The sequence below is a fragment of the Pseudomonas oryzihabitans genome, from assembly GCF_006384975.1.
GTDB classification, from domain to species: Bacteria; Pseudomonadota; Gammaproteobacteria; order Pseudomonadales; family Pseudomonadaceae; genus Chryseomonas; species Chryseomonas psychrotolerans_B.
The window spans coordinates 631,257-654,444 of record NZ_CP021645.1; the positions used below are offsets into that span (position 1 = coordinate 631,257).

Below are 23,188 nucleotides of genomic sequence, written 5' to 3' on the forward strand. Positions count from 1 at the left end.
GACTCCCGATGTCCATCCTGCCACCGCTCTCGGCCTTTGATTCGAGCGTGGCGCTGCTGACCGAAGGCTATGCCTTCATCAGCAACCGCTGTGATCGCTTGGGCAGCGACGTCTTCGCCACCCGCCTGCTGCTGCAGCCCACCCTGTGCCTGCGCGGTCCGGCCGCCGTCGAGCTGTTCTATCGTGAAGACCGCTTCACTCGGGTAGAGGCCGCGCCCGCTCACGTGCGAAGGACGCTGTTCGGCGACGGCGGGGTCCAGGGGCTGGATGGCACTGTGCATCGCCAGCGCAAGGCAGTGTTCGTCGAGATCACCCAGCCGGCGCGGGTGGAGGCCTTGATCGCCCGCGCGGAACAGGAGTGGCGAACCCGGCTGCCGGCCTGGCAGGCGCGAGGCGAGATCGTGCTGCTGGACGAGTTGCACCGGCTCTATACCCGCGCCGTCTGTGATTGGGCCGGGGTGACCCTGGCTGCGCAGGAAGAGGAGCAGCGCTGCGCCGAACTGGTCGCCTTGATCGAAGGTGCTGGCAGCCTGGGCCTGGCCAACCTCAAGGCTCGCCGTGCCAGAAAGCGCCTGGAGCTCTGGCTCGGCCAGCAGGTCGAGCGGGCGCGTCAGCAGCCGGCACCAGCGGGTAGCGCCCTGGCACTGATCGCCGCCCATCGCGACGCCGATGGCGAACGGCTGTCGCCGCGAGTAGCGGCGGTGGAATTGCTCAATGTGCTGCGGCCGACGGTCGCCGTGGCGCGTTTCTCCACCTTCGCCGCCCTGGCGCTGTACAAGCAACCGGCCTGGCGCGAGCGGCTGCGGGCCGATCCCGCTTCGCGGTTGCCCTTCGCCCAGGAGGTGCGGCGCTTCTATGCCTTCTTCCCCTTCACCGTGGCGCGGGTGCGAGAGACCTTCGCCTGGCACGGGATCACCTTTCCCCGCGGTGCCCGGGTGTTGCTGGACCTCTATGGAACCAATCGCGATCCGCGCAGCTGGGACCGCCCCGAGGTCTTCGATCCCACCCGCTTCCTCACCGGCGAGGCGGCGGAGTCGGCCTTCGTGCCCCAGGGCGGTGGCGACGTGGCCCGGCAGCACCGCTGCCCCGGCGAGGGCATCGCCCTGGAATTGATGACCTCCTCCTTGCGCCTGCTGCTGCAGACCATGACCTACCAAGCGCCGACCCAGGATCTGCGGATCGATCTGGCGCGGATGCCGATGCGCCCGGCCAGCGGCCTGATCCTGAACGATGTTCGGGTGGTGCAGCGAGCGCGCCGTTCGGTTACCTAGCCGGAGCGAAGGGCGGTTCCTCGCAGACCTCGATCAGCAGCGGCCGATCATCCGGCGCCTGGGCGAGCAGGTCTTGCAGATGGTCCAGGTCCCGGGCCCGCTCGGCCGCGCAGCCGAAGGCCCGCGCCAGGGCGAGGAAGTCCGGGGTGAGCAGGTCGACCCCCAGCGGCGTGATGTCCCGGCGCTCCATGTAGCGGCGGATCTCGCCATAGCCCTGGTTGTTCCACAGCAGCACGACGATGCCGATCCCGGCCTCCACCGCGCTCGCCAATTCGCTGAGAGTGAATAGCAGGCCGCCATCGCCCACCAGGCAGACTACCGGCCGCGTCGGCTCGGCCAGGCGCGCGCCGAGCGCCGCGGGCAGGCCGTAGCCCAGGGTGCCGTAGCCGGTGGAGGCATTGAACCAGCGGCGCGGACCGTCCAGCTCCACCAGGTGATTGCCGGCGTAGACGGTCTGGGTGGAGTCGCCCACGTAGCGGGCGTCCGGCAGGGCCGCTTGCAGAGTGTCGAACAGCTGGCGGAAGTGCGCCCAGCCGGCGAATTGCTCTGTGAGGGCTGCCTGGACCGTGGCGGTGCGCCGGGCGCCCGGTCCCGTCGGGTCCAGTTCCTGCGCCGGTAGCCGTGCGAGCAGACCGCGCAGCGCCGCCTGGGCATCGCCCACCAGGCCCAGCCAGGGTTGCTGGTTGGCCACCAGCATGCGCGGGTCCAGGTCGATGCGGATCAGGTCGCCTTCGATGCGGAAGCCGCCATCGAAGACCACGTCGTAGTCGGTCTCACCCAGTTCGGTGCCCACCGCCAGGATGACGTCCGCCGCCCGTGCCAGCTCGCGCACCGGCGGCAACGCCTGGTTGCTGCCCAGCGCCAGGGGATGGCCAGGCGGGAGCAACCCCTTGGCATTGATGGTGGTGGCGGTGGGGGCATCCAGCGCGGCGGCCAGGGCTTGGACTTCCGCCGCTGCGCCTTGGCAGCCACCGCCGATCAGCAGCAGGGGCCGCTCGGCGCTGCTCAGACGTGCAGCGGCGCGGTCGAGCAGGGCTGCGGCCGGTTCCGGGCGCGCCAGCACGGGCCGCGGCGCCAGGGCGAGGTGGTCGGCCGCGGCGGTGATGATGTCCAGCGGTAGCTCCAGGTGGACCGGTCGGGGCCGCTCGCCCTCGAACACGGCGAAGGCCCGGGCCAGCACCGCCGGCAGGCCGTCGACGTCGAGCAGGGTATGGCTGAAGGCAGTGACCCCGGCGGTCAGGTTGCGCTGGCCGGGCAGCTCGTGCAGATAACCGGCGCCATGACCGAGACGGGCGCGTTCGTTGACGCTGGAGATCACCAGCATGGGCACCGAGTCGGCATAGGCCTGGGCCATGGCGGTGAGGATATTGGTCAATCCCGGTCCGCTGATGACGAAGCACACCCCGGGCCGGCCGCTGGCGCGGGCATAGCCGTCGGCCATGAAGCCGGCACCCTGCTCGTGGCGCGGGGTGATGTGGCGGATGCCACTGTCCGGCAGGCCGCGGTAAAGCTCCACGGTATGCACACCGGGGATGCCGAACACGGTATCCACGCCCCAGGCGGCCAGTTGGCGGACCAGGAATTCGCCACAGGTGGTCATGCAGGTGTTCTCCTCGCAGGATGGTCAGGCAGCGGAGACGGGTTCCAGGGAGGCGTCAGCCGGGCGCCGCGGACGTCGTGCTCCGGCTGGGCCATAGACGGCGGCGGGCTCGGGAAACAGTTGGAGCAGTGCCAGATAGAGCAGGGCGGCGCTGCCGAGACTGAGCGGCAGGCTCAGGTCGATGCCGCCGGCCAGTTCACCCAGGGGCCCCACGAACTGGCCGGGCAGGTTGACGAAGGCCAGGCCGAGCAGGGCACTGGGAATCCAGGCGCCCAGGCCGCGCCAGTTCCAGCCGTGGTGGAACCAGTAGCGCCCGCCGCGCTCGCCGCGGGTGAACACCTGCAGGTCGTCCGGGCAGTAGAAGCCACGGCGCACCAGCAGGCCGAGGATCATGATCACCATCCAGGGGCTGGTGCAGGTCACGATCAGCACGGCGAAGGTGGAGACGCTCTGCACCAGGTTGAAGCTGAAGCGCCCGATGAAGATGAAGGCGATGGCCGCCAGGCCGATCAGCAGGGTCGCCCGCACCCGTGTCAGCAGGCGCGGCAGCACGCTGGAGAGATCCAACCCGGTGCCATAGAGCGCCGTGGTCCCGGTGGAGAGGCCACCGATCACCGCCAGCAGGCAGACCGGCAGGAAATACCAGGTGGGGGCGATGGCCAGCAGGCCGCCCACGTAGTTGTTTTGCGCGATGTAGTCGGGTGCGCGCACCGCCACCAGTGAAGCAGTGGCCAGGCCGAACAGGAAGGGGATCAAAGTGGCGGCCTGGGCGGCGATCACCGCCAGCAGGATGCGTAGGCGAGGCGTCTGCCGAGGAATGTAGCGCGACCAGTCGCCCAGGAAGGCGCCGAAGGACACCGGATTGCTCATGGCCACCAGGGCGGCGCCGACGAAGGCCGCCCAGAAGCCCGGCTGGCCCAGTTGCAGGCTGCCCGCATAGCCGGCGTCGAAGCCCCCGGCAAAGGCTGGGATGCCGAGCAGGAACAGCAGGCTGGCGCTGACCACGGCGATCTTGTTGACCCAGAGCATGAAGCGAAAGCCATAGAGGCACACCGTCAGCACCAGCACGGCGAACAGCCCATAGGCCAGGCCCAGGGTCAGGGCGTTTTCCGGTAGGCCGACCAGACGCTGGGCGCCGCCCACCAGGGCATCGCCGGAACTCCACACCGACAGCGAGAAGAAGGCGATGGCGGTGAGCAGGGAGAGAAAGGAGCCGACGATACGGCCATGGACGCCGAAGTGGGCGCCAGAGGAGACGGCGTTGTTGGTCCCGTTGAGGGCGCCGAACAGCCCCATGGGCGCCAGGATCAGCGCACCGCAGAGTACCCCGGCGACGATGGCCAGCACCCCGGCCTGGAACGACAGGCCGAACAGGATCGGAAAGCTGCCGAGCACGGCGGTGGCGAAGGTATTGGCGCCGCCGAAGATCAGGCGGAACAGATCGAGCGGAGTGGCACTGCGCTCGTGAGCGGGAATCTGCTCGACGCCGAAGGTTTCGATACGGGTGATGCCGTCATGGTGGTCCATGGATGACGCCTCGACACGGTTATACGCAGGCCAGACCCACGTTCTTGTTGTCGGCGGGCCAGGCGGTCCGCCGGTGTTCGGCAGCGAAAAGACAGCGGGTGGGCGACCATCATGGCGGGTCGCCGCACCTCAGAGCCCGTGCAAAGTCTGCTGTGCGTCGGCCAAACGGCGTTGAAAAGACCTTCGGAATGCTCATTTACTATCTGTAAACTGCGCTTCCTCAGGTCTTCTCGCCTTGTTTGGCTCTAGCTCGCGAGCCTTTGAACGGGCTCTCAGAACTCAGCGGTAAGCCACTCCCGGCAGCACGCAGAGCATCTCGTAGAGCAGGTTGGCGCCGAGCAGGGCGGTGTTGCCGCTGGTGTCGTAGGGCGGCGAGACCTCCACCAGATCGCAACCCACCAGGTCGAGGCCACGGCAACCGCGGATGATCTCCAGGGCCTGGATGGTGGTCAGGCCACCGATCTCCGGGGTACCGGTCCCCGGGGCCCAGGCCGGGTCGATGCTGTCGATATCGTAAGACAGATACACCGGCCCGCCGCCGACCCGCTCGCGAACCTCGGCCATCAGCGGCGCCAGCGACTTATGCCAGCATTCCTCGGCCTGCACCACCCGGAAACCCTGCTCGCGGCACCAGTCGAAATCGTCGGCGGCGTAACCCTGGGCACGCAGGCCGATCTGCACCACCCGGTCGCAATCCAGCAGTCCTTCTTCCACGGCGCGGCGGAAGGTGGTGCCATGGGCGATCTTCTCGCCGAACATGTGCTCGTTGACGTCGGCATGGGCATCCACGTGCACCAGGCCGACGGCACCGTATTTCTTCTTCAGGGCGCGCAGGATGGGCAGCGTCAGGGTGTGGTCGCCGCCCAGGGTCAGGGGGATGACGTCATGCTCCAGCACCCGGTCATAATGCTCTTCGATCAGCCGCACGGTATCCAGCAGGTTGAAGGTATTGATGGCCACGTCGCCCAGGTCGGCGACGCTCAGGGAATCGAAGGGTGCTGCGCCGGTGGCCATGTTGTAGGGCCGGATCATCACCGACTCGCTGCGGATCTGCCGCGGACCGAAGCGGGTGCCGGAGCGCAGCGAGGTACCGATGTCCAGTGGAATGCCGATGAAGGCCGCGTCCAGCCCGGCGGCGGAAGCGAGGTGGGGCAGCCGCAGCATGCTGGCGATGCCGCCGAAGCGCGGCATCTCGTTGCCGCCCAGCGGCTGGTGCAGGATCTTTTCCACGGGACATCCTCATCGTTCTGATGCCCCGATTGTGCAAAGCCCACCGTAATCGAAGAATCGGCACCGGCAAAAAATCACTTCAGAGATTTCTGAACTAATGGCTAGACTGCCCGGCCGTCCTTCCGGGAGTCCGCCATGGCCAACGCCCTTCACGATATCCGCCTGCTCAAGCTGTTCGCCTGCGTGGTGCGCCACCAGGGCTTCGCCGCCGCCCAGCAGGAACTGAACCTCTCCACCTCGGCCATCAGCACCTACATGAGCCAGCTGGAAGGGCAGCTCGGCGTCACTCTCTGCCATCGGGGGCGTGGTGGCTTCGCCCTCACCAGCAAGGGTGAGCTCTTTCACCAGGAAACCCTGCGCATCCTCGGCGAGATCGAAGGCTTCGAACGCTATGCCACCACCCTCAAGGGCGAATTGAGCGGTACTCTCAACCTGGGCGTGCTGGATTCGCTGTCCAGCGAACCGGCTCTGCCACTCGCCGATGTGATCGGTAGCTACAGCCACGACTATCCCGGGGTCCATCTGCACCTGGCGGTGACCAGTCCCTACGAATTGCAGCTCGGGGTGCTGGAAGGACGGCTGGACCTGGCGGTAGGCGCCTTTTCCGCCCGCATGAACGGCGTGGTCTATCAGCCGCTGTACCGCGAGCAGCACTGGCTCTATTGCAGCGATCGCCATCCACTGTTCCAGGAGCGGCGCATTCCCGCCGAGGTCATCACCCGCCAGCGCATGGTGCGCCGGGGTTACTGGAGCCAGGCGGAACTGGTCCGCCATGGCTTCAAGGAAAGCGCGGCCACCGTGGAGAGCATGGAGGCGCAGCTGATCCTAATCCTCTCCGGTGCCTACATCGGCTACCTGCCGGAGCATTACGTTCATGCCTGGGTCGACCAGGGGCGCCTCAAGGCCCTGCAACCGGCCACCTTCGGCTACCAGGCGCCGTTCTCGCTCATCACCCGCCGGGGCCGCGGCCGAGAGCCGCTTATCCAGAGTTTTCAGCGCATCCTTAAAGCTCAGATGCAAGATGCCGATAGTTAGTATGACGATAACCAAGGAGTTACCGTCATCGCCTGTGCGAGCATTTGGCCACCCTTGGCTTGGCTGATCTCGCATGGAGTAGATAACTAGCTAGATAAGGCAGCCCGCGATGCGCAAGAATTTGCCGGTCACTCAACAAGGCCGTACCTTCAAGGAAGAAGAGCGACTCATCTCCACCACCGATCTGCAGGGGAACATCACCTACTGCAACGAGGCCTTCATCGCCATCAGTGGCTACACCCGAGAGGAGTTGATCGGCAGTCCGCACAATCTGGTGCGCCATCCCGACATGCCGCCGCCGGTGTTCGGCCATATGTGGGCGACCCTCAAGGAGGGCAAGCCGTGGATGGGCATCGTCAAGAATCGCTGCAAGAACGGCGACTTCTACTGGGTCAGCGCCTATGTCACCCCCATCCTGGAACAGGGCCGGGTGATCGGCTACGAATCCGTCCGCTCGCTGCCCAGCGCCGCCGAGATCCGTCGCGCCACCGAACTCTATGCCCGCCTCAACGCCGGCAAGGCACCCGTGGCCCTGGGACGCCGGCTGAGCGGCGCCGTGACGGCCTGCTGGTCTTCGCTGCTGGCCGGCGGCGTGGTCCTGAGTGGGCATTTCCTCCTGCACGATACCATCCAGACGGTCCTCATCGTGGCTGCGCTGGTGGGCATCAGCACGCACCAGTTGCTGCGGCAACGCAGCAGTATCGAACGTATCCTGAGAGACCATCCCAAGCTGTTCTCCAGCGCCATCGTCGCGCCCACCTACAGTGACCAGGTCGGCGCGCCGGCCCGCCTGGACCTGGCTCTGCACAGCGAGTCGGCACGCCTGCAGACCGCCCTGACGCGCCTGGCCGATGCCGGCGAGAGCGTGCGCCAGAAGGCGCGCGAATCCTCCCAACTGGCCAAGTCCGAAGCCGAGTTGCTGGAGCAGCAGCGCCACGAGACTGACCAGTCCGCCGCCGCCATCACCCAGATGACTTCCACCATCCAGGAGGTGTCGCAAAACGTCCAGGAGACCGCCCAAGCAGCGGCCAACGCCGAAAGCCTGGTGCACTCCGGACGCGACAAGGCCGAAGAAAGCCTGACCTCCATGCGCGAACTCGGCGCGGCGGTCAGCGACATCGGTCAGGCCGTGGGTGAACTGGCCAACTCGACCCAGAGTATCGGCAGCGTCGCCGACGTCATCACCGCCATCGCCGAGCAGACCAACCTGCTGGCGCTCAACGCCGCCATCGAAGCGGCGCGGGCAGGGGAGGCCGGTCGCGGCTTCGCCGTGGTGGCCGACGAAGTCCGCTCCCTGGCCTCGCGGACCCGTGAATCCACCGAGCAGATCCACCAGATCATCGCCAATCTGCAGGCCAATGCCGACCGCGCCGTGGCCACCGCCAGCCGTGGCGAGGAGACCTCGCGGCAGAGCGAGCGGCATTCGGCGGCCGTGCGGGAGTCCCTGCAGGGCATCAGCGAATCGGTCAGCCTCATCACCGCCATGAGCCAGCAGATGGCTACCGCCGTGGAAGAGCAGAGCCACGTCTCCGAAGACATCAATCGGCAGATCAGCCGTATCGCGGAGCTGTCCGACCACAGCTCGGCCCAGGCCCTGCGCGGTTCGGAACTCAGCCGTGAACTGGAAGGCATGGCCGACTACCTCCACGATCTCACCGCCCGCTTCAATCGCTGATTCGCCGGCTACCCGGTGGCGATCCGGTATGATCGCCGCCGTCATCCGCCGCGGAAGTCCCGATGTCCCGTCCCGCCTGCGCGCGTTGCCAGCGCCCCCTGTCGCTGTGCCTCTGCGCCCTGATTCCTCGCCTGGAAAGCCGTACCAGGGTGCTGTTGCTGCAGCATCCCAGTGAGCGGCGCCATCCGCTCAATACTGCGCGGTTGGCCGCCCTGGGGCTGGTCAATGCCCAGTTGGAGATTGGCGAGGACTTTCCGGATCTCCCGCGCTGGCTCGACGGCCATGAACCCTGGCTGCTGTTCCCCGGGCCAGAGGCGATCACCGTGGATCAACTGCCGCCTGCGCCTGATGCCGAGGCGAAACGGCTGCTGGTGATCCCCGACGGTACCTGGCGGAAGGCCCGCCTGCTGCTGCACGCCAATCCGCTGCTGGCGGCCTTGCCCAGGGTCACCCTGCCACCCGGACCGCCGTCGCGTTATCGGGTGCGCAAGGCGCCGGCGCCCGAGGCCCTGTCCACGGTGGAGGCAGTGGTCGCAGCACTGAACGCCCTCGAAGCCCCGGCCCGCTTCGATGCCCTGCTGGCACCTTTCGAGGCGCTCATCGACGGTCAGATCGCCGCCATGGGCGCGGAAACCTTTGCACGCAATCATGGCGGAGGCGCGCCGCAGGATTAGGGAATTACCCCGCGCCTGGATGACTCTATCTAGGGAGTCAGCAGAGGAGTCTCGCCATGCCCAGCTACCACGTCCGACAGGACGACGAATTCGAAAGCCTCCTGGTCTTCGCCATGCCCCGCGCCGGTGGCGAACCCGACCAACCCGATCCCGCGCCCATCCAGCCCGGTGAGCCAGGCGAGCCCACCATCCCCGATCAGCCGCCGCCCACCCCCATGGCGGAAGCCGCCTGAGACGAACGACGCTATAGGCTCAGGCCATGAAAAAGGGGCGATCATCACTGATCGCCCCTTTTTCATGGGTATTTCGGTTCAGCGCCGTGTCTTCTGCTTGAGCAGATAGATGGTCACCGCGCCGCAACTGACGAAGGCTGCCACCCGCGCCCAGACATAGGGCACCAGCCAGCAGGAAAAGCCCACGCTGATCCACATGGCGACGATGGCGTAGACCTTGCCCTTGAGCGGAATGCCGTCGCCTTCCAGATAGGGTTTCACCCAGGGGCCGAGCCATTTGTGGTTGATCAACCACAGATAGAAGCGCTCCGAACTGCGCATGAAGCAGGCGGCGGCCAGCAGCAGGAAGGGCGTGGTGGGCAGCAACGGCAGGAAGGCGCCGATGATGCCCAGGGCCACGCTGAGCCAGCCGAGGCCCAGCAACAGGTAGCGGACCCAGCCCTTTTTCTGGCGGGGTCTCGGAGTGGCTCCGTCCATCGCTCAGTGACGCGGCTTGAGCAGCGCCGGCTTTTCTTCCGGGGAGTGGCAGAGCAGGAACAACTGGGTCAGCAGTTCCGGGATCTGCACCATCATGTCGGCGACCAGACGGCGATCCTGGGCGATTTCGGCGAACTCGGGTTGCTCGTCGAACAGGCCCGAACCGACCATGATCGGCAGCAGCAGCTCGCTGACTTCGTCTTCCGCATCCTCGAACCACACGGCTTCACGCAGGAACACGCCTTCCATGAAGCCGATGCACCAGCCGCGCAGCTCGGAGTCGTCCGGCTCGGGGCCGAGGTCCAGCTCGCAAGGCAGGTCCAGCTCTTCGTCGCTACCGAGGATGCGCAGGATATGCGCCTTGAGCTGCACCAGGGCGCGCTCGATGTCTTCCTGCTGGGCGGCATCGCGATAGTGCGGCGGTTCGGCGAAGAGGGCATCGATCCATTCGCGTTCGGGTACCTCTTCCGGGCAGATGGACAGCGCGGTCAGGTAGCCATGGGCGGCTACGTAGTCGAGCGCTTCTTCGTGCAGATCGTCTGCATCGAGAAAATCGCGCAGACGGGTCAATTGTTCGGCGAAGGACATCGGCTACTTACCTCGGAAAGGATTCGAAAGGATGGAACGGCCGGAATTGTAGACGAGCGCCGGGATCACGTCGAACGCGCCGGCAAGTGGCCGGCCGACGGAAAAGCACCGCCGCAGCGAGCTCCGCATCCGTATAATGCGCCTTCCATTCGAGGAGGCTTCATGTCAGAACCTGCGCTGCGCATCCTTAAAGACGTCTTCGGCTACGATGCTTTCCGTGGCAACCAGGCCCGGATCATCGAGCGCGTGGCGAGCGGTGGCGATGCGCTGGTGCTGATGCCCACGGGCGGTGGCAAGTCGCTCTGCTACCAGGTACCGGCCCTGTTGCGCCCCGGTGTGGCCGTGGTGGTCTCGCCCCTGATCGCCCTGATGGACGACCAGGTCGCTACCCTCCTGGAGCTAGGGGTGGCGGCTACCGCGCTCAACTCCACCATGACCGGTGAACAGCAGCGGTCCGTCGCCGCGCAGCTGGAGCGCGGCGAGATCAAGTTGCTGTATCTCGCGCCGGAGCGCCTGGTGCAGCCGCGGATGCTGGATTTCCTCAAGCGGCTGCCAATCGCCCTGTTCGCCATCGACGAAGCCCACTGCGTCTCCCAGTGGGGTCACGATTTCCGTCCGGAATACATGCAACTCGGCCAGTTGGCCGAGCACTTCCCCGGCGTGCCGCGCCTGGCGCTCACCGCCACCGCGGATTCCCGTACCCGCGAAGAGATGGCGACCCGGCTGCACCTGGAGCAGGCCGAGCGCTTCCTCTCCAGCTTCGACCGGCCCAATATCTTCTATCGCATCGTGCCCAAGGAAGCGCCGCGCAAGCAGTTGCTGGCCTTTCTCGCCGAGCGGCGCGGCGACGCCGGCATCGTCTACTGCATGTCGCGCAAGAAGGTGGAGGAGGTGGCCGAGCAGCTCAGCGCCCAAGGCTTCCCGGCGTTGCCCTACCACGCCGGCCTGCCCAACGACGTCCGCGCCGCCAACCAGAAGCGCTTCCTCAACGAGGAAGGGCTGATCATGGTTGCCACCATCGCCTTCGGCATGGGCATCGACAAGCCCAACGTGCGTTTCGTCGCCCACCTCGACCTGCCCAAGAGCCTCGAGGCCTACTACCAGGAAACCGGTCGCGCCGGTCGCGACGGCCTGCCCGCCGATGCCTGGATGGCCTACGGCCTGCAGGACGTGCTGCTGTTGCGCCAGATGATGCAGAGCTCCGAAGGCGACGAGCGTCACAAGCGCATCGAAAGACACAAGCTGGAAGCCATGCTCGCGCTGTGCGAGGAAACCCGCTGCCGGCGCCAGGTCCTGCTGGCCTATTTCGACGAGCACCTGCCGCAGCCCTGCGGTCATTGCGACAACTGCATCGACACCGTCGAGACCTGGGACGCCACCGAGCCGGCGCGCCAGGCGCTGTCCGCCATCTACCGCAGTGGCCAGCGCTATGGGGTAGGGCACCTGGTCGACATCCTGCTGGGGCGCGAGACCGAGAAGATCGTCAACCTCGGCCACCAGCGCCTGGCGGTGTTCGGTCTGGGCAAGGCGCGCGGTGAGGACGAGTGGCGCACCCTGTTCCGCCAACTGGTCGCCCGCGGCCTGGCCGAGGTGGACGTCGACGGTTACGGCGGCCTGCGGCTGACCGAAAGCTGCCGACCGCTGCTGCGGGGCGAAGTCAGCATCCAATTGCGTCGTGATCCCAAGCCCCAGCGCGGTCGGGGCACCAGCAGCGGCTCTTCCGGCAGCGCCGCCAGCCAACTGGTGCGCGCCGACGAGCGCGAGCTTTGGGAGGTCTTGCGCAGCCTGAGACGCAAGCTCGCCGAAGAGCATTCGGTACCGCCCTACGTCATCTTCCCCGATGCCACCCTGCTGGAGATGCTGCGCAGCCAGCCGCGCTCGCTGGACGAGATGAGCCGGGTCAGTGGCGTAGGCGCCCGCAAACTTGAGCGCTATGGTCAGGCCTTCCTCGATGCCCTGACCGATGGCAGCGCCGCGCCGCCACCGGCAGTCGATGTGCGGCACGAGGTGCTGACGCTGGTGCGCGCCGGCATGACGCCCGAGCAGGCGGCGCGTCAACTCGATTGCTCGGAAAAGAATGTCTATGCACTATTGGCCGAAGCCATCGCCCAGCAGCAAATCGCTTTGGAACAGGCCCTGGACCTGCCCGAAGACCTGCTCGCGGAAATCCAGGATGCCTTCCTCGAAGACGAGGGCGAATTGCCGCCCGTAGCCCAGGTCGCCAGCCGCTTCCAAGGTCGGGTAGCGGCCGGTGCGCTTTACTGCGTGCGGGCTGCGCTGCAGGCGGAATTGGCCGACTAGCGAGGCGCGCCGGTTGCCCCGGCGTGCCTACAACCAGAATAATGAGAAAATCCAAGTACAAGGTTTAGCCTGAATGACTACCGATCCACACCTGTTCGGCCGCCAGATCTTTCACGTCTCCCGTGCCTGGCGCGCAGAGCTCGACCGTCGCCTGAGTCACCTGGGGCTGTCCCAGGCCCGCTGGCAGGTGTTGCTGAACCTGGCCCGGATGAAGGGTGTCCAGCCGACCCAGCGTGAACTGGCCCAGAGCATCAGCATCGAGGGGCCGACCCTGGCGCGCCTGCTGGACGGTCTGGAGAAACAAGGCCTGGTAAAGCGGCTGGCGGTCACTGAAGACCGCCGTGCCAAGCGCATCATGTTGACCCAGGAAGCCGGTCCGCTGATCGAGAAGATCGAGACCATCGCCGAAGCCTTGCGCAAGGAGTTGTTGAGTGGGCTGGACGATGAAGAAATCGCCATCTGCCAACAGGTGCATCAGCGCGTACTGGCCAACCTCGAGCGCGGCTGAGTGCCGTTTGGCGGCTCGACTTCCAGCTGGTGGTCGGGCCTCGCGTTCCCCGTGAGTCGAATCGAGGCGTCTGGCACCGAGCCTGGCGTCCAAGGCTTGCCTGAAGCACTGTTTTTCGATCACGACCACCGGTTTGCCGTCTGTCGGTATCGATGCTACGTTCCAGCGTAGCGGGGGCGATTTTTGTGAGCCACCGCGCTAAAACACTGGTTTTCTCGAATACCTGACGCAGCGGTATCCATGGTCGCGAAACGCCGTCCCCTTGCCTTTCTCCTGCTGTCGGCCGCAACGCTGACCACTACCCCTCAAGCGGCACTGGCGCTCGGCCTTGGTGGTATCACGCTGCAGTCTGCGCTCAACGAGCCGTTGCGCGCCCGTATCGAGCTGGTCAACATCGGCGATGCCGAGCCAGGGGATTTCCGGATTCACCTGGCGTCGAGCGAAGCCTTCGCCAAGGCGGGCGTCGATCGTACCCAATTCGTCAATGACCTGGTGTTCACGCCGCACCTGCGCACGGCGGCTGGCAGCTACATCGAGGTCACCTCCCGGCGCTCGCTGATCGAGCCCTATCTGGACTTCATCGTCCAGCTGGAACAGCCGGGCGGCAAACAGCTGCGGGAATTCACCCTGCTGGTCGATCCGCCTCGCAACGACGGTGCACCTGCCGGGCTGGCCAGTAGCGCGCCGGCCAGATCCGCGGTCGCCCCAGCGGCCAAGCCAGCCGCACCTGCCGCCAGGCCGGTGGAGCGCTCCAGCGCAGCGGCGCCGCGGCCGCCCGAGTTCGTGCCTTCTCCGGGCCTGACCGCCGGTACGGGAACCTACCAGACGCGGCCCAAGGACACCCTCTGGAACATCGCCAAGCGCCTGGGGCCGATGGCCAATCGCTCGGCGGAGCAGTTGATGGCCGATCTGTTCGCCCTCAACCCGGCATCCTTCGCCAACAACGATCCGCGTCGGCTCAAGGCCGGTCAGACGTTACGCCTGCCGGCAGGCGTCAATGAGCCCGTCGTCAAGCAGCCAACGCCGGCTAAACCTGCGCCCGCACCCGCTCCGGCGTCTGCCCCGTCGACAGCCATCGCGCCCATCGCTCCTCGGCCTGCACCTGAACCTGCACCTGCTGCGCCCACGCCTGCGGCTCCTGCCGCGAAGTCGAGTGCGCCAGTGGTCGCCGCCTCGGCGCCAGCCGGCAATGCCGAAGACACCAAGCCCTTGTTGGTGACCCAGGATCTGGGGCGACAAGTCGGAGACCTGGAAGGCCAGCTCACCCAGCTGCAGGAGCGCTACGACTCGGTATTGGCCCAGCGTGAAGCCTTGATCACCCAGTTGCAGCAGGAGCGGGATGCCCTGCAGCAGCAATTGAAGCAGGCGCGAGCAGTGGCCCTTGCGACTCCGGCACCCGTAGCCTCGTCCGTTCCGGCTACCCAGGCGACGCCTGTCGCCACAGGTTCGGCGTCCGCTGAGGATGCCGATGCCGGGCTGTTTTCCTTGCGCTCGCTGTCCCTTGCCGGCGCCGCTGCGCTGTTGGCGCTGGCCGGCCTGCTGTGGTGGCGTCGGCGTCGTGCCGCCGAAGTTTTGCCCGCCGAGGAGGAAGAGGAGGTGGACCAGGCGGAGCCGCTACCCGAGCCGGTGCTGATGGCGACGCAGCCGGTGGCGCCGCGGGGCAAGCCCGCTGCTGCGGCGGCCTCCGGGCCAGTCGACGATCATGCCGGCCGCGCGGAGATCTATCTCGCCTATGGTCGCTATGGCCAGGCGCGCGAGGTGCTCGAGAATGGTCTCGCCGAAGATGACCGGCGCCAGGATCTGCGTCTGTTGCTGCTTCGCGTGTTGGCGACCCTGGGTGAAGCCAAGGCCTTCAGCCAGCAAGAGCAGCGCTTTCTTGCCTTGGGTGGCGCCGCCGCCAGCCTGGCCGTCCTGCACGCCCAGTTTCCCGGGATGTCTTCCGCGCCGGTGGAGGAGATTGTGGAGGAAGACCTGGACCTCGACCTGCCGGACTTCGATGCACCCGCCAGCGAATGGTCGGCAGAGCTGCAATTCCAGGACGCGGCTGAACCGGCACCGGTGACCGAGGAACACTACGATCTGGATCTGGCCGACCTTAGCCTCGATGAGGCTATCGCGCTGACCGAGGAGCTGGATGCGGATTCCGGCTGGAAAGCGGTCGGCGCCACCGAGGTCGCGCTGGAGGACGATTTCCCTGAGGGCCTGGGCGAGTTACCCGCCGTGCATGAGCTGGACCTGAGCCTCGACGAGCACTTCATGGCTGATGACATCGCCCAGCGCTTCGCCCAGGCCGAGGCCTACCTCGACCAGGGTGATGTCAGCCAGGCGGCCTCGCTGCTGCAGGAGATCGTCAGCGAAGGGAGCGACAGCCAGAGAGAGCGGGCCGAGGTGCTGTTGTCCCGACTCGCTTGATCAGAAGCTGTTGCCCAGGTTGATATAGAAGGCGTGCTCGCCCTGGTCGCTCAGGCCGTAGATGAATCTGAGCGGCCCCAGCGGCGTGTCCAGTCCGAGGAACAGGCTGGCGGCGCTGATATCGCCACTGTCGTAGTTGTCGTCCCGGTTCCAGATCCGCCCCTGCTCCAGGCTGCCGCCCAGGTAGACCGGGGTATCCAGTGGGAACAGCGATCTTTGGGTGAGCTGGTGATAGTAGATCAGCCGCGCCAGTCCGTAGTTCTGGCCGGAGAGCGCATCCTGCCGATAGCCTGAGAGCTGCCAGGCGCCGCCCAACAGGAAGCTGCTGGTCACCACGTTGGTGTCGCTGTCGGTAGATAGGGTGCGACCCAGGCCGCCACCGAGGATGAAGGTGTCGTAGCCGTAACTGAACGCCCGGTCCAGATGCAAATCGATCTGGCGATAGCGCGAGTCCGAACCCAGGCTCGGATCGAATTGCTTGACCGTCAGCGCCAGGTCGCGGCCTTCGCGGGGGAAATTCACGTCGTCCAGATCGTCGAAGGAATAGCGCAACTGATAGTAGCCTTCGGTGAAGGCTTCTTCCGGTGTATCCCGCGGCCCGATATGGACCTTGGTGCTGCCCCAGTCGTGGCCGATGCCCAGGCGGATCTCGGCCTTGTTGCCGATCTGGCGGCCCAGATTCAAGCCGAAGCCGTAACGCTCGCGGCGGTATTCGGCGACGGGATGATTGCCTTCCAGTTGCTCGATGTTGCGTGCCTCGCCACCGAGGTAGGGAGCGATGAAATAGCGCGAGCCCACATCGAGTGGCTGATAGAACTCGCTGTAGAGTTCCTGGTGATCGCCGATCTGCACCCGGCTCAGCCACTCTCCGCCCAGGCGATTGAGGCCGTTGATGCGATAGCTGGCGCCGAAGTTGAAGGCGCTGTCCCCACGTAGATCGTCCGACAGATTCAGGCCGAGCCGTAGGAAGTCCGTACCACTGCGCTTGCCCCGGGCGTAGATGACCAGCACGTTGTCGCCCGGGCCGTCACGCTGGATGCGGTACTCCACCTGATCGAAGTAGTCCAGGCCGTAAAGGGTGCTCATGTCGTCCTGTAGGCGGGCGACATTCAGGGGCTCATCCAGGCGCTGCCTTATGTAGTGGCGGATGACCTCGTCCTCCACCTTGGAGTCGTTCTCGATGCGAATGGCATTGATCACCGGCGTACGACTCGCGGGGGCGCGAGCGGCCGCCACCGCCGTGGACCTTTCGTTGCGCGAATCCTTGCGCAACACCGCCAACTCGCTGGCCATCGCCATGGTCGCCCGGTAACCGGCGTCGATCAGCGCCTGGACCTCGGTGAAGTCGGCGCTGGTATAGCTGGCCAGCGGCGGCTCGATGAGCAGGTCGCCCTTGTCCAGGGTCGCGAGTTGCGCCTGGGAGTTGTTGCGAGTCATCAGGGTGGTGGACTGGTTGAGGACATCCAGCACCGTCGTCAGGTCCTTGCGCTTGAGCAAGGGCGTCCCGATGTCGACCACCACCAGGCGCTGAGCCCCCATCTTGCGGGCGACATCGATGGGGATATTGTCGACCATGCCGCCATCCACCAGCAGGCGCCCGTCGATCTCCACCGGGGCGAACACCGCAGGGATCGACATGCTGGCGCGGATCGCCCGGGGCAGGTGGCCGTGGTCGAAGATCACCTTCTCACCGGTGGTGATATCCGTCGCCACGGCGCGGAAGGGAATGGCGAGGCGATCAAAGTTACGAATGTCGCTGGTATGGACGAACAGCTTTTCCAGCATCATGCCAAGGTTCTGGCCCTGGATCACGCCGATGGGCAGGCCCAGGGTGCCATCGTCACGAAAGCTCAGCTTCTGCTTCACCAGGAAGTCCCGGTCATCCTGCTTGCGCCGGAAGGGGACGTCCTTGCGGGGTGGCTGATCGGACAGGACCTGGCCCCAATCCATTTCCAGGGCTATGCGCTCCAACTCTTCGGCGCTGTAGCCGGCGGCGTAGAGGCCGCCAATCACCGCGCCCATGCTGGTGCCGGCGATGGCATCCACCTGGATACCCTGTTGCTCCAGCGCCTTCAGCACCCCGATATGCGCCAACCCACGCGCCGCCCCACCCGACAACACCAGGCCCACCTTGGGTGGCTCGGCAGCCCAGGACAGCGTGGGCAGAAGAAGGCAGGCTACCAATAGCAACAGGCGCATAGGTCGGACCACATGGCGAAGGGGATCGAGGGCTGCGTATTATAGGGAGCCCAGGCTTTCGAGGTGCGCCGTGGCTGACCCCAAACCCATTATCACCATCCAATATTGCACTCAATGCCAATGGCTGCTGCGCTCCGGCTGGCTCGCCCAGGAGTTGCTCAGCACCTTCGGCACCGAGCTGGGCGGCGTCACGCTGCTGCCGGGCACTGGCGGCGTTTTCGAGATTGGCTGTGGCGGTGAATTGCTCTGGGAGCGCAAGCGAGACGGCGGTTTCCCGGACGTGCGAACGCTGAAGAATCTGGTGAGAGACCGACTGTTCCCGGAGCGGGCCTTGGGACACAGCGAAGGAAAGCGGAGCGGAGCAGGGGATGGCGCCCCCGAAGGGGCGTGAGATCAGGCTTCCGTACTGATCGTTTCCCGTGCACCTGCAGTGTCTACGGCGGTAGTGGTCGGGGCAACGCTCGCCTCGGCGGGGCGGATTTCCACGGCGTGCAGGCCCTTGGGGCCCTGGACGATACTGAAGTTGACCGCCTGACCCGCTTTCAGGGTTCGATAACCGTCCATCTGAATGGCCGAGTAATGAGCGAATAGGTCTTCATCACTGTTATCTGCAACGATGAAGCCATATCCTTTGGCGTTGTTAAACCATTTGACCTTGCCACTGAGCATACCGGCTCCCTCTGCAAAGGACTCCAAGCCTGGAGTATCATTCGACTACAGTTCCAGTGAATCCACACAGGCGCCACTACGACGGAACCCTCTGGTACCCCGTCGGGTACAGGATGTTTGTAACACCCTTTCAGTCTTAGTCAAGGCAAGGCAATGGGTGGCTGAGACGTGGATCAAGCTCTTTTTTCCTGCTATTCATCCCGTAATTCGGAATCGATCAGAATGCGTGCAATCGACCCCATCCGACTGGCGGCGGACGAGAACGATCATCAGGGCGGCGATAGCGGTGGCCTGGCGGTGCAGGAGGCAAAACCTGCACTAAAACGGCCAGCCAGATATCGCGTTCTGATGTATAACGATGACTACACCCCGATGGAATTCGTCGTCGAGGTATTGGAGCGCTACTTCAGCATGAACCGCGAAGCGGCTACCCAGGTGATGCTCACTGTGCATACTCAGGGAAAGGCGGTCTGTGGAACATTTACTCGTGATGTAGCTGAAACCAAGGCCATGCAAGTCAATCAATATGCGAGGGAGTGCAACCACCCGCTGCTGTGTGAAATCGAAATCGAAAGTTGATCTGTGCTGCTTGGGCTACTGTGCTGCTTGGGCTATGAGGTGAAGCTATGTTGAATCGTGAGCTCGAAGTCACCCTGAATCTCGCCTTCAAGGAGGCGAGGACGAAGCGTCATGAATTCATGACCGTTGAGCACCTCCTGCTGGCGCTGCTGGATAACGAAGCCGCTGCCACCGTCTTGAGAGCTTGCGGTGCCAACATCGACCGGCTGCGCCGTGATCTGTTGGAATTCATAGACTCCACCACCCCACTCATCCCACAGCAGGACGACGAGCGTGAAACCCAGCCGACCCTGGGCTTCCAGCGGGTTCTGCAGCGTGCGGTGTTCCATGTGCAGAGCTCCGGCAAGCGCGAAGTCACCGGTGCCAACGTGCTGGTCGCCATCTTCAGCGAGCAGGAAAGCCAGGCGGTATTCCTGCTCAAGCAGCAGAGCGTAGCCCGGATCGACGTCGTCAACTTCATCGCCCACGGCATTTCCAAGGTTCCCGGCGCGGCCCCCGAGGCCGAGCAGGATCAGGACGCTGCCGAGGAAGAGGGGGCCGAACCCAGTTCTTCCAACAATCCGCTCGAAGCCTACGCCAGTAACCTCAACGAGCAGGCTCGCCAAGGGCGCATCGACCCGCTGGTCGGTCGTGAGAACGAAGTCGAGCGCGTCGCCCAGATCCTGGCGCGTCGCCGCAAGAACAACCCGCTGCTGGTGGGCGAGGCCGGGGTGGGCAAGACGGCCATCGCCGAAGGCCTGGCCAAGCGCATCGTCGACGGCCAGGTGCCCGATCTGCTGGCTGACAGTGTGGTCTACTCGCTGGACCTCGGCGCGTTGCTGGCTGGTACCAAGTACCGCGGTGACTTCGAGAAGAGATTCAAGGCGCTGCTTGCCGAGCTGAAGAAGCGGCCCCATGCGGTGCTCTTCATCGACGAGATCCACACCATCATCGGTGCCGGCGCGGCTTCGGGTGGTGTCATGGACGCCTCCAACCTGCTCAAACCACTATTGTCCTCCGGTGAGATCCGTTGCATAGGGTCGACCACCTTCCAGGAATTCCGCGGCATCTTCGAGAAGGATCGGGCCCTGGCTCGGCGCTTCCAGAAGGTCGATGTCGTCGAGCCTTCGGTGGACGATACCTACGGCATCCTGCGCGGCCTCAAGGGGCGTTTCGAGCAGCATCACCACATCGAGTACACCGACGAGGCGTTGCGTGCTGCTGCGGAGCTGGCTGCTCGTTACATCAATGATCGTCATATGCCCGACAAGGCCATCGACGTCATCGACGAAGCGGGTGCCTTCCAGCGCCTGCAGCCCGAAGATCGGCGTGCCGAGCGAATCGACGTGCAGCAGGTCGAGGACATCGTCGCCAAGATCGCGCGGATTCCCCCGAAAACTGTCAATAGTTCCGACAAGGAACTGCTGCGTAACCTGGAGCGGGATCTCAAGCTGACCGTCTTCGGTCAGGACCTGGCCATCGAGTCCCTGTCCACCGCCATCAAGCTCTCCCGTGCTGGTCTGAAGTCGCCGGACAAGCCGGTCGGTTCCTTCCTCTTCGCCGGTCCCACCGGCGTGGGCAAGACCGAAGTGGCGCGGCAGTTGGCCAAGGCCATGGGTGTGGAGCTGGTGCGCTTCGACATGTCCGAGTACATGGAGCGGCATACCGTGTCCCGGCTGATCGGTGCGCCTCCTGGCTATGTGGGCTTCGATCAGGGCGGTCTGCTGACCGAGGCGATCACCAAGACGCCCCATTGCGTACTGCTGCTCGACGAAATCGAGAAGGCGCACCCCGAGGTGTTCAACCTGCTGTTGCAGGTCATGGACCATGGCACCCTGACGGATAACAACGGCCGCAAAGCCGACTTCCGTAACGTCATCCTGATCCTGACCACCAACGCCGGTGCCGAAACGGCTTCGCGGGCTTCCATTGGCTTCACCCTGCAGGACCATACGTCCGATGCCATGGAAGTCATCAAGAAGAGCTTCACGCCGGAATTCCGCAACCGTCTGGACACCATCATCCAGTTCGGCCGCCTGAGCACCGAAGTCATCAAGAGCATCGTCGACAAGTTCCTCACCGAACTGCAGGCGCAACTCGAAGACAAGCGGGTCCAGCTCGAAGTCAGCGACGCGGCTCGTGGCTGGCTGGCGGAGCGTGGCTACGACGTGCAGATGGGTGCCCGTCCCATGGCGAGACTCATCCAGGACAAGATCAAGCGGCCGTTGGCCGAGCAGATCCTGTTCGGCGAGTTGGCCGACCATGGCGGCATCGTGCATATCGATGCGGTGGATGACGAACTGGAGTTTGAGTTCGAGACCACGGCTGAGCCTGCCTAAGGGCAGGCTGAGGTTCACACCTGCTAATGAAAAAGCCCGGCATTGCCGGGCTTTTTCATGCAAGGATTCGCTTGGCGAACGTTAGCGAGCGCGGTAGGTGATCCGGCCCTTGCTGAGATCGTAAGGCGTCAGCTCCACGCGAACCTTGTCGCCGGTCAGGATGCGGATGTAGTTCTTACGCATCTTTCCGGAGATGTGCGCGGTGACGACGTGCCCATTTTCCAACTCCACGCGAAACATGGTGTTGGGCAGGGTGTCGACGACAGTACCTTCCATTTCGAAGCTGTCTTCTTTCGACATATATAGAAAAGCCCTCGGTGACAAGATAGGCCCAGAGCAGTCCGGGCGAAAAAGGCCCATATTCTGACAGAAATTCAGAAAAAACGCTATTTCGTCAGGCCAGGGCTACCCAGCGCTGATTGACGAAGAGCTCGATGGGGCGATACTCGGTCTTGTAGGACATCTTGCGACACCCTTTGATCCAGTAGCCCAGATAAACCGCATCCAGGCCGAGGCGGCGGCTTTCGGCGATCTGCCAGAGAATGCCGAACACGCCGAGACTGCGCTTCTCCTCGCTGGGGTCGTAGAAGGTATAGACCGCGGACATGCCATTGGGCAGCACGTCGGTGACGGCGATACCGATCAGGCGTTCATTGACCCGCATCTCGTAGAAGAAGGCGTAGGGCAGGTTGCTGACGAGGAAGGTGGAAAACTGGCCGCGGCTCGGCGGAAACATGTCGCCGTCGGCGTGGCGTTCGCTGATGTAGCGGGCGTACAGCTGATAGCGTTCTTCGGTGAAGCCTGGATCGCAGCGCGTGACCTTGATGTCGGCATTGCGCTTGAGTACGCGACTCTGCTTGCGACTGGGGCGGAAGCGGTTGGCGGGGATGCGCGCGGGAACACAGGCCTTGCAGAGCTGACAATGCGGGCGGTAGAGGTGATCACCACTGCGCCGAAAGCCGAGTTCGGACAGCTCAGCATAGATCTGGCCGTTCATGGGCTGCGAGGGGTCGAGAAACAGCGTAGTCGCCTGCTCGTTGGGCAGGTAACTGCATGCGTGAGGCTGGGTTGCGTAAAACTTGAGTCTCGCCAGCTCGGTCATGTCGAATCTCTACATAAGCCTGGCCTGAGTGTAAGTCACCCGCGGTAGGTAGGCCAGGTGGCCGTACTGGCCTGATCCAGGTATTTGGCCAGGTATTCGGCAAAGCGTTCCCGCGACAGGCTGCTGGCGCCCAGGCTGGCCAGGTGTGCGGTCGGCATCTGGCAGTCGACCATGACGAAGCCCCAGGCCGCCAGATCCCGCATCAGGGTCACGAAGCCGATCTTGGAGGCATTGTCCACCTGGCTGAACATGGATTCGCCGAAGAACAGCTTGCCCATGGCGATGCCGTAGAGGCCGCCGACCAGTTGCTCGCCGTCCCAGACTTCCACGGAGTGCGCCCAGCCCTGGGCATGCAGTTCTTGGTAGGCCAGGCGCATCTCCCGGGTGATCCAGGTGCCGTCGGCATCGCGACGAGGTCCGGCGCAGGCCTGGATGACCTGGTCGAAGGCCTGGTCGTAGGTGACCCGCAGGGGCGTCTTGCGCAGGGTCTTCGCCAGGCTGCGTGAAACGTGCAGGTCGGGTGGGAAGATGACGGTGCGCGGGTCCGGTGACCACCAGAGGATGGGTTGGCCGGCCTGGTACCAGGGAAAACAGCCATGACGATAGGCCTTGATCAGGCGTGCGGCGCTGAGGTCGCCGCCGATGGCCAGTAAACCGTTTGGCTCGCGTAGCGCTTGCCGCAAGGGCGGAAAGTCAGGGCTTTCGCGGGTCAGCCATTTCACCATGGTAGGGGAGGGCGCCTTCTGATGGGTGGAGCTCAAGGGATGCCAGGTGTGCGTAACCAGCTCAA

General features: G+C 64.8%; 20 protein-coding genes and 2 pseudogenes. 12 read left to right on the forward strand and 10 right to left on the reverse strand.

Annotated elements, in window-relative coordinates; all coding sequences use genetic code 11:
- Positions 1-8 precede the first annotated feature (8 nt).
- Positions 9-1,271, forward strand: coding sequence for a cytochrome P450 (locus tag CCZ28_RS02840; RefSeq protein WP_140215732.1), 1,263 nt, complete (start codon positions 9-11; stop codon positions 1,269-1,271).
- Here CCZ28_RS02840 and CCZ28_RS02845 read toward each other — a convergent pair.
- The 3 genes from CCZ28_RS02845 to speB form a co-directional block, all read right to left on the reverse strand.
- On the reverse strand, positions 1,264-2,871 hold the full coding sequence (locus CCZ28_RS02845; RefSeq protein WP_140215734.1) for a 5-guanidino-2-oxopentanoate decarboxylase: 1,608 nt from the start codon (positions 2,869-2,871) through the stop codon (positions 1,264-1,266). The two genes, CCZ28_RS02840 and CCZ28_RS02845, sit on opposite strands and share 8 nt — an antisense overlap.
- 24 nt (positions 2,872-2,895) lie before the next feature.
- Positions 2,896-4,398: a purine-cytosine permease family protein gene (locus CCZ28_RS02850; RefSeq protein ID WP_140215736.1), complete on the reverse strand. Its 1,503-nt coding sequence runs from the start codon at positions 4,396-4,398 to the stop codon at positions 2,896-2,898.
- A 279-nt stretch (positions 4,399-4,677) separates the two neighbouring features.
- The gene (gene speB, locus CCZ28_RS02855; protein WP_140215738.1) at positions 4,678-5,628 is read right to left on the reverse strand and encodes an agmatinase; all 951 of its coding nucleotides are present in this window, start codon (positions 5,626-5,628) and stop codon (positions 4,678-4,680) included.
- 135 nt (positions 5,629-5,763) lie between these two features.
- Between speB and CCZ28_RS02860 the strand changes: the two genes are divergently transcribed.
- The 5 genes and pseudogenes from CCZ28_RS02860 to CCZ28_RS24360 all read left to right on the forward strand — a co-directional run bounded on the left by CCZ28_RS02860 (position 5,764) and on the right by CCZ28_RS24360 (position 9,245).
- Positions 5,764-6,663, forward strand: a complete 900-nt coding sequence (locus tag CCZ28_RS02860) for a LysR family transcriptional regulator (RefSeq protein WP_140215739.1) — start codon at positions 5,764-5,766, stop codon at positions 6,661-6,663.
- Between the two features lie 109 nt (positions 6,664-6,772).
- A pseudogene (locus tag CCZ28_RS25010) lies at positions 6,773-7,054 on the forward strand (PAS domain-containing protein); the annotation flags it as partial.
- Between the two features lie 285 nt (positions 7,055-7,339).
- Positions 7,340-8,338: pseudogene (locus tag CCZ28_RS25015) on the forward strand (methyl-accepting chemotaxis protein); the annotation flags it as partial.
- A 62-nt stretch (positions 8,339-8,400) separates the two neighbouring features.
- The gene (locus CCZ28_RS02870) at positions 8,401-9,012 is read left to right on the forward strand and encodes a tRNA-uridine aminocarboxypropyltransferase (protein ID WP_140215743.1); all 612 of its coding nucleotides are present in this window, start codon (positions 8,401-8,403) and stop codon (positions 9,010-9,012) included.
- Positions 9,013-9,068: 56 nt separating this feature from the next.
- On the forward strand, positions 9,069-9,245 hold the full coding sequence (locus CCZ28_RS24360) for a hypothetical protein (RefSeq protein WP_167509182.1): 177 nt from the start codon (positions 9,069-9,071) through the stop codon (positions 9,243-9,245).
- Positions 9,246-9,323: 78 nt separating this feature from the next.
- On the opposite strand, the gene CCZ28_RS02875 is transcribed toward CCZ28_RS24360, so the two are convergent.
- Entirely contained in the window at positions 9,324-9,722 is a 399-nt protein-coding gene (locus tag CCZ28_RS02875; protein ID WP_140215744.1) for a YbaN family protein, read from the reverse strand.
- A gap of 3 nt (positions 9,723-9,725) precedes the next feature.
- Positions 9,726-10,310 carry a YecA family protein gene (locus tag CCZ28_RS02880; RefSeq protein WP_140215746.1) on the reverse strand — a complete coding sequence of 195 codons (585 nt, stop codon included), beginning with the start codon at positions 10,308-10,310 and terminating at the stop codon, positions 9,726-9,728.
- A 162-nt stretch (positions 10,311-10,472) separates the two neighbouring features.
- Here CCZ28_RS02880 and recQ point away from each other — a divergent pair, with 162 nt between their 5' ends.
- The 3 genes from recQ to CCZ28_RS02895 all read left to right on the forward strand — a co-directional run bounded on the left by recQ (position 10,473) and on the right by CCZ28_RS02895 (position 15,531).
- A complete protein-coding gene (gene recQ, locus CCZ28_RS02885; protein ID WP_140215748.1) occupies positions 10,473-12,611 on the forward strand; it encodes a DNA helicase RecQ in 2,139 nt (712 codons plus the stop codon).
- A 73-nt stretch (positions 12,612-12,684) separates the two neighbouring features.
- Positions 12,685-13,119, forward strand: a complete 435-nt coding sequence (locus CCZ28_RS02890; protein WP_017641756.1) for a MarR family transcriptional regulator — start codon at positions 12,685-12,687, stop codon at positions 13,117-13,119.
- Between the two features lie 240 nt (positions 13,120-13,359).
- The gene (locus tag CCZ28_RS02895; RefSeq protein WP_140215749.1) at positions 13,360-15,531 is read left to right on the forward strand and encodes a FimV/HubP family polar landmark protein; all 2,172 of its coding nucleotides are present in this window, start codon (positions 13,360-13,362) and stop codon (positions 15,529-15,531) included.
- Here CCZ28_RS02895 and CCZ28_RS02900 read toward each other — a convergent pair whose 3' ends face one another.
- The gene (locus CCZ28_RS02900; protein WP_140215751.1) at positions 15,532-17,730 is read right to left on the reverse strand and encodes a patatin-like phospholipase family protein; all 2,199 of its coding nucleotides are present in this window, start codon (positions 17,728-17,730) and stop codon (positions 15,532-15,534) included.
- A 70-nt stretch (positions 17,731-17,800) separates the two neighbouring features.
- On the opposite strand from CCZ28_RS02900, the gene CCZ28_RS02905 reads away from it, so the two are divergent.
- Positions 17,801-18,121 carry a SelT/SelW/SelH family protein gene (locus CCZ28_RS02905; RefSeq protein ID WP_140215753.1) on the forward strand — a complete coding sequence of 107 codons (321 nt, stop codon included), beginning with the start codon at positions 17,801-17,803 and terminating at the stop codon, positions 18,119-18,121.
- 2 nt (positions 18,122-18,123) lie between these two features.
- On the opposite strand, the gene cspD is transcribed toward CCZ28_RS02905, so the two are convergent.
- Positions 18,124-18,399: a cold shock domain-containing protein CspD gene (gene cspD / locus CCZ28_RS02910; protein ID WP_058762042.1), complete on the reverse strand. Its 276-nt coding sequence runs from the start codon at positions 18,397-18,399 to the stop codon at positions 18,124-18,126.
- Positions 18,400-18,621: 222 nt separating this feature from the next.
- Between cspD and clpS the strand changes: the two genes are divergently transcribed.
- Together clpS and clpA are read left to right on the forward strand one after the other, a co-directional pair.
- On the forward strand, positions 18,622-18,978 hold the full coding sequence (clpS, locus tag CCZ28_RS02915) for an ATP-dependent Clp protease adapter ClpS (RefSeq protein WP_140215755.1): 357 nt from the start codon (positions 18,622-18,624) through the stop codon (positions 18,976-18,978).
- A 47-nt stretch (positions 18,979-19,025) separates the two neighbouring features.
- On the forward strand, positions 19,026-21,296 hold the full coding sequence (gene clpA / locus CCZ28_RS02920; RefSeq protein ID WP_058767334.1) for an ATP-dependent Clp protease ATP-binding subunit ClpA: 2,271 nt from the start codon (positions 19,026-19,028) through the stop codon (positions 21,294-21,296).
- 81 nt (positions 21,297-21,377) lie between these two features.
- On the opposite strand, the gene infA is transcribed toward clpA, so the two are convergent.
- From infA to aat, 3 genes are all read right to left on the reverse strand, one after another.
- Positions 21,378-21,596, reverse strand: a complete 219-nt coding sequence (gene infA, locus CCZ28_RS02925) for a translation initiation factor IF-1 (protein WP_002553999.1) — start codon at positions 21,594-21,596, stop codon at positions 21,378-21,380.
- A 94-nt stretch (positions 21,597-21,690) separates the two neighbouring features.
- Positions 21,691-22,398, reverse strand: a complete 708-nt coding sequence (locus tag CCZ28_RS02930) for an arginyltransferase (RefSeq protein ID WP_140215756.1) — start codon at positions 22,396-22,398, stop codon at positions 21,691-21,693.
- 35 nt (positions 22,399-22,433) lie between these two features.
- Positions 22,434-23,123, reverse strand: a complete 690-nt coding sequence (aat, locus tag CCZ28_RS02935) for a leucyl/phenylalanyl-tRNA--protein transferase (protein WP_140215758.1) — start codon at positions 23,121-23,123, stop codon at positions 22,434-22,436.
- Positions 23,124-23,188 lie beyond the last annotated feature (65 nt).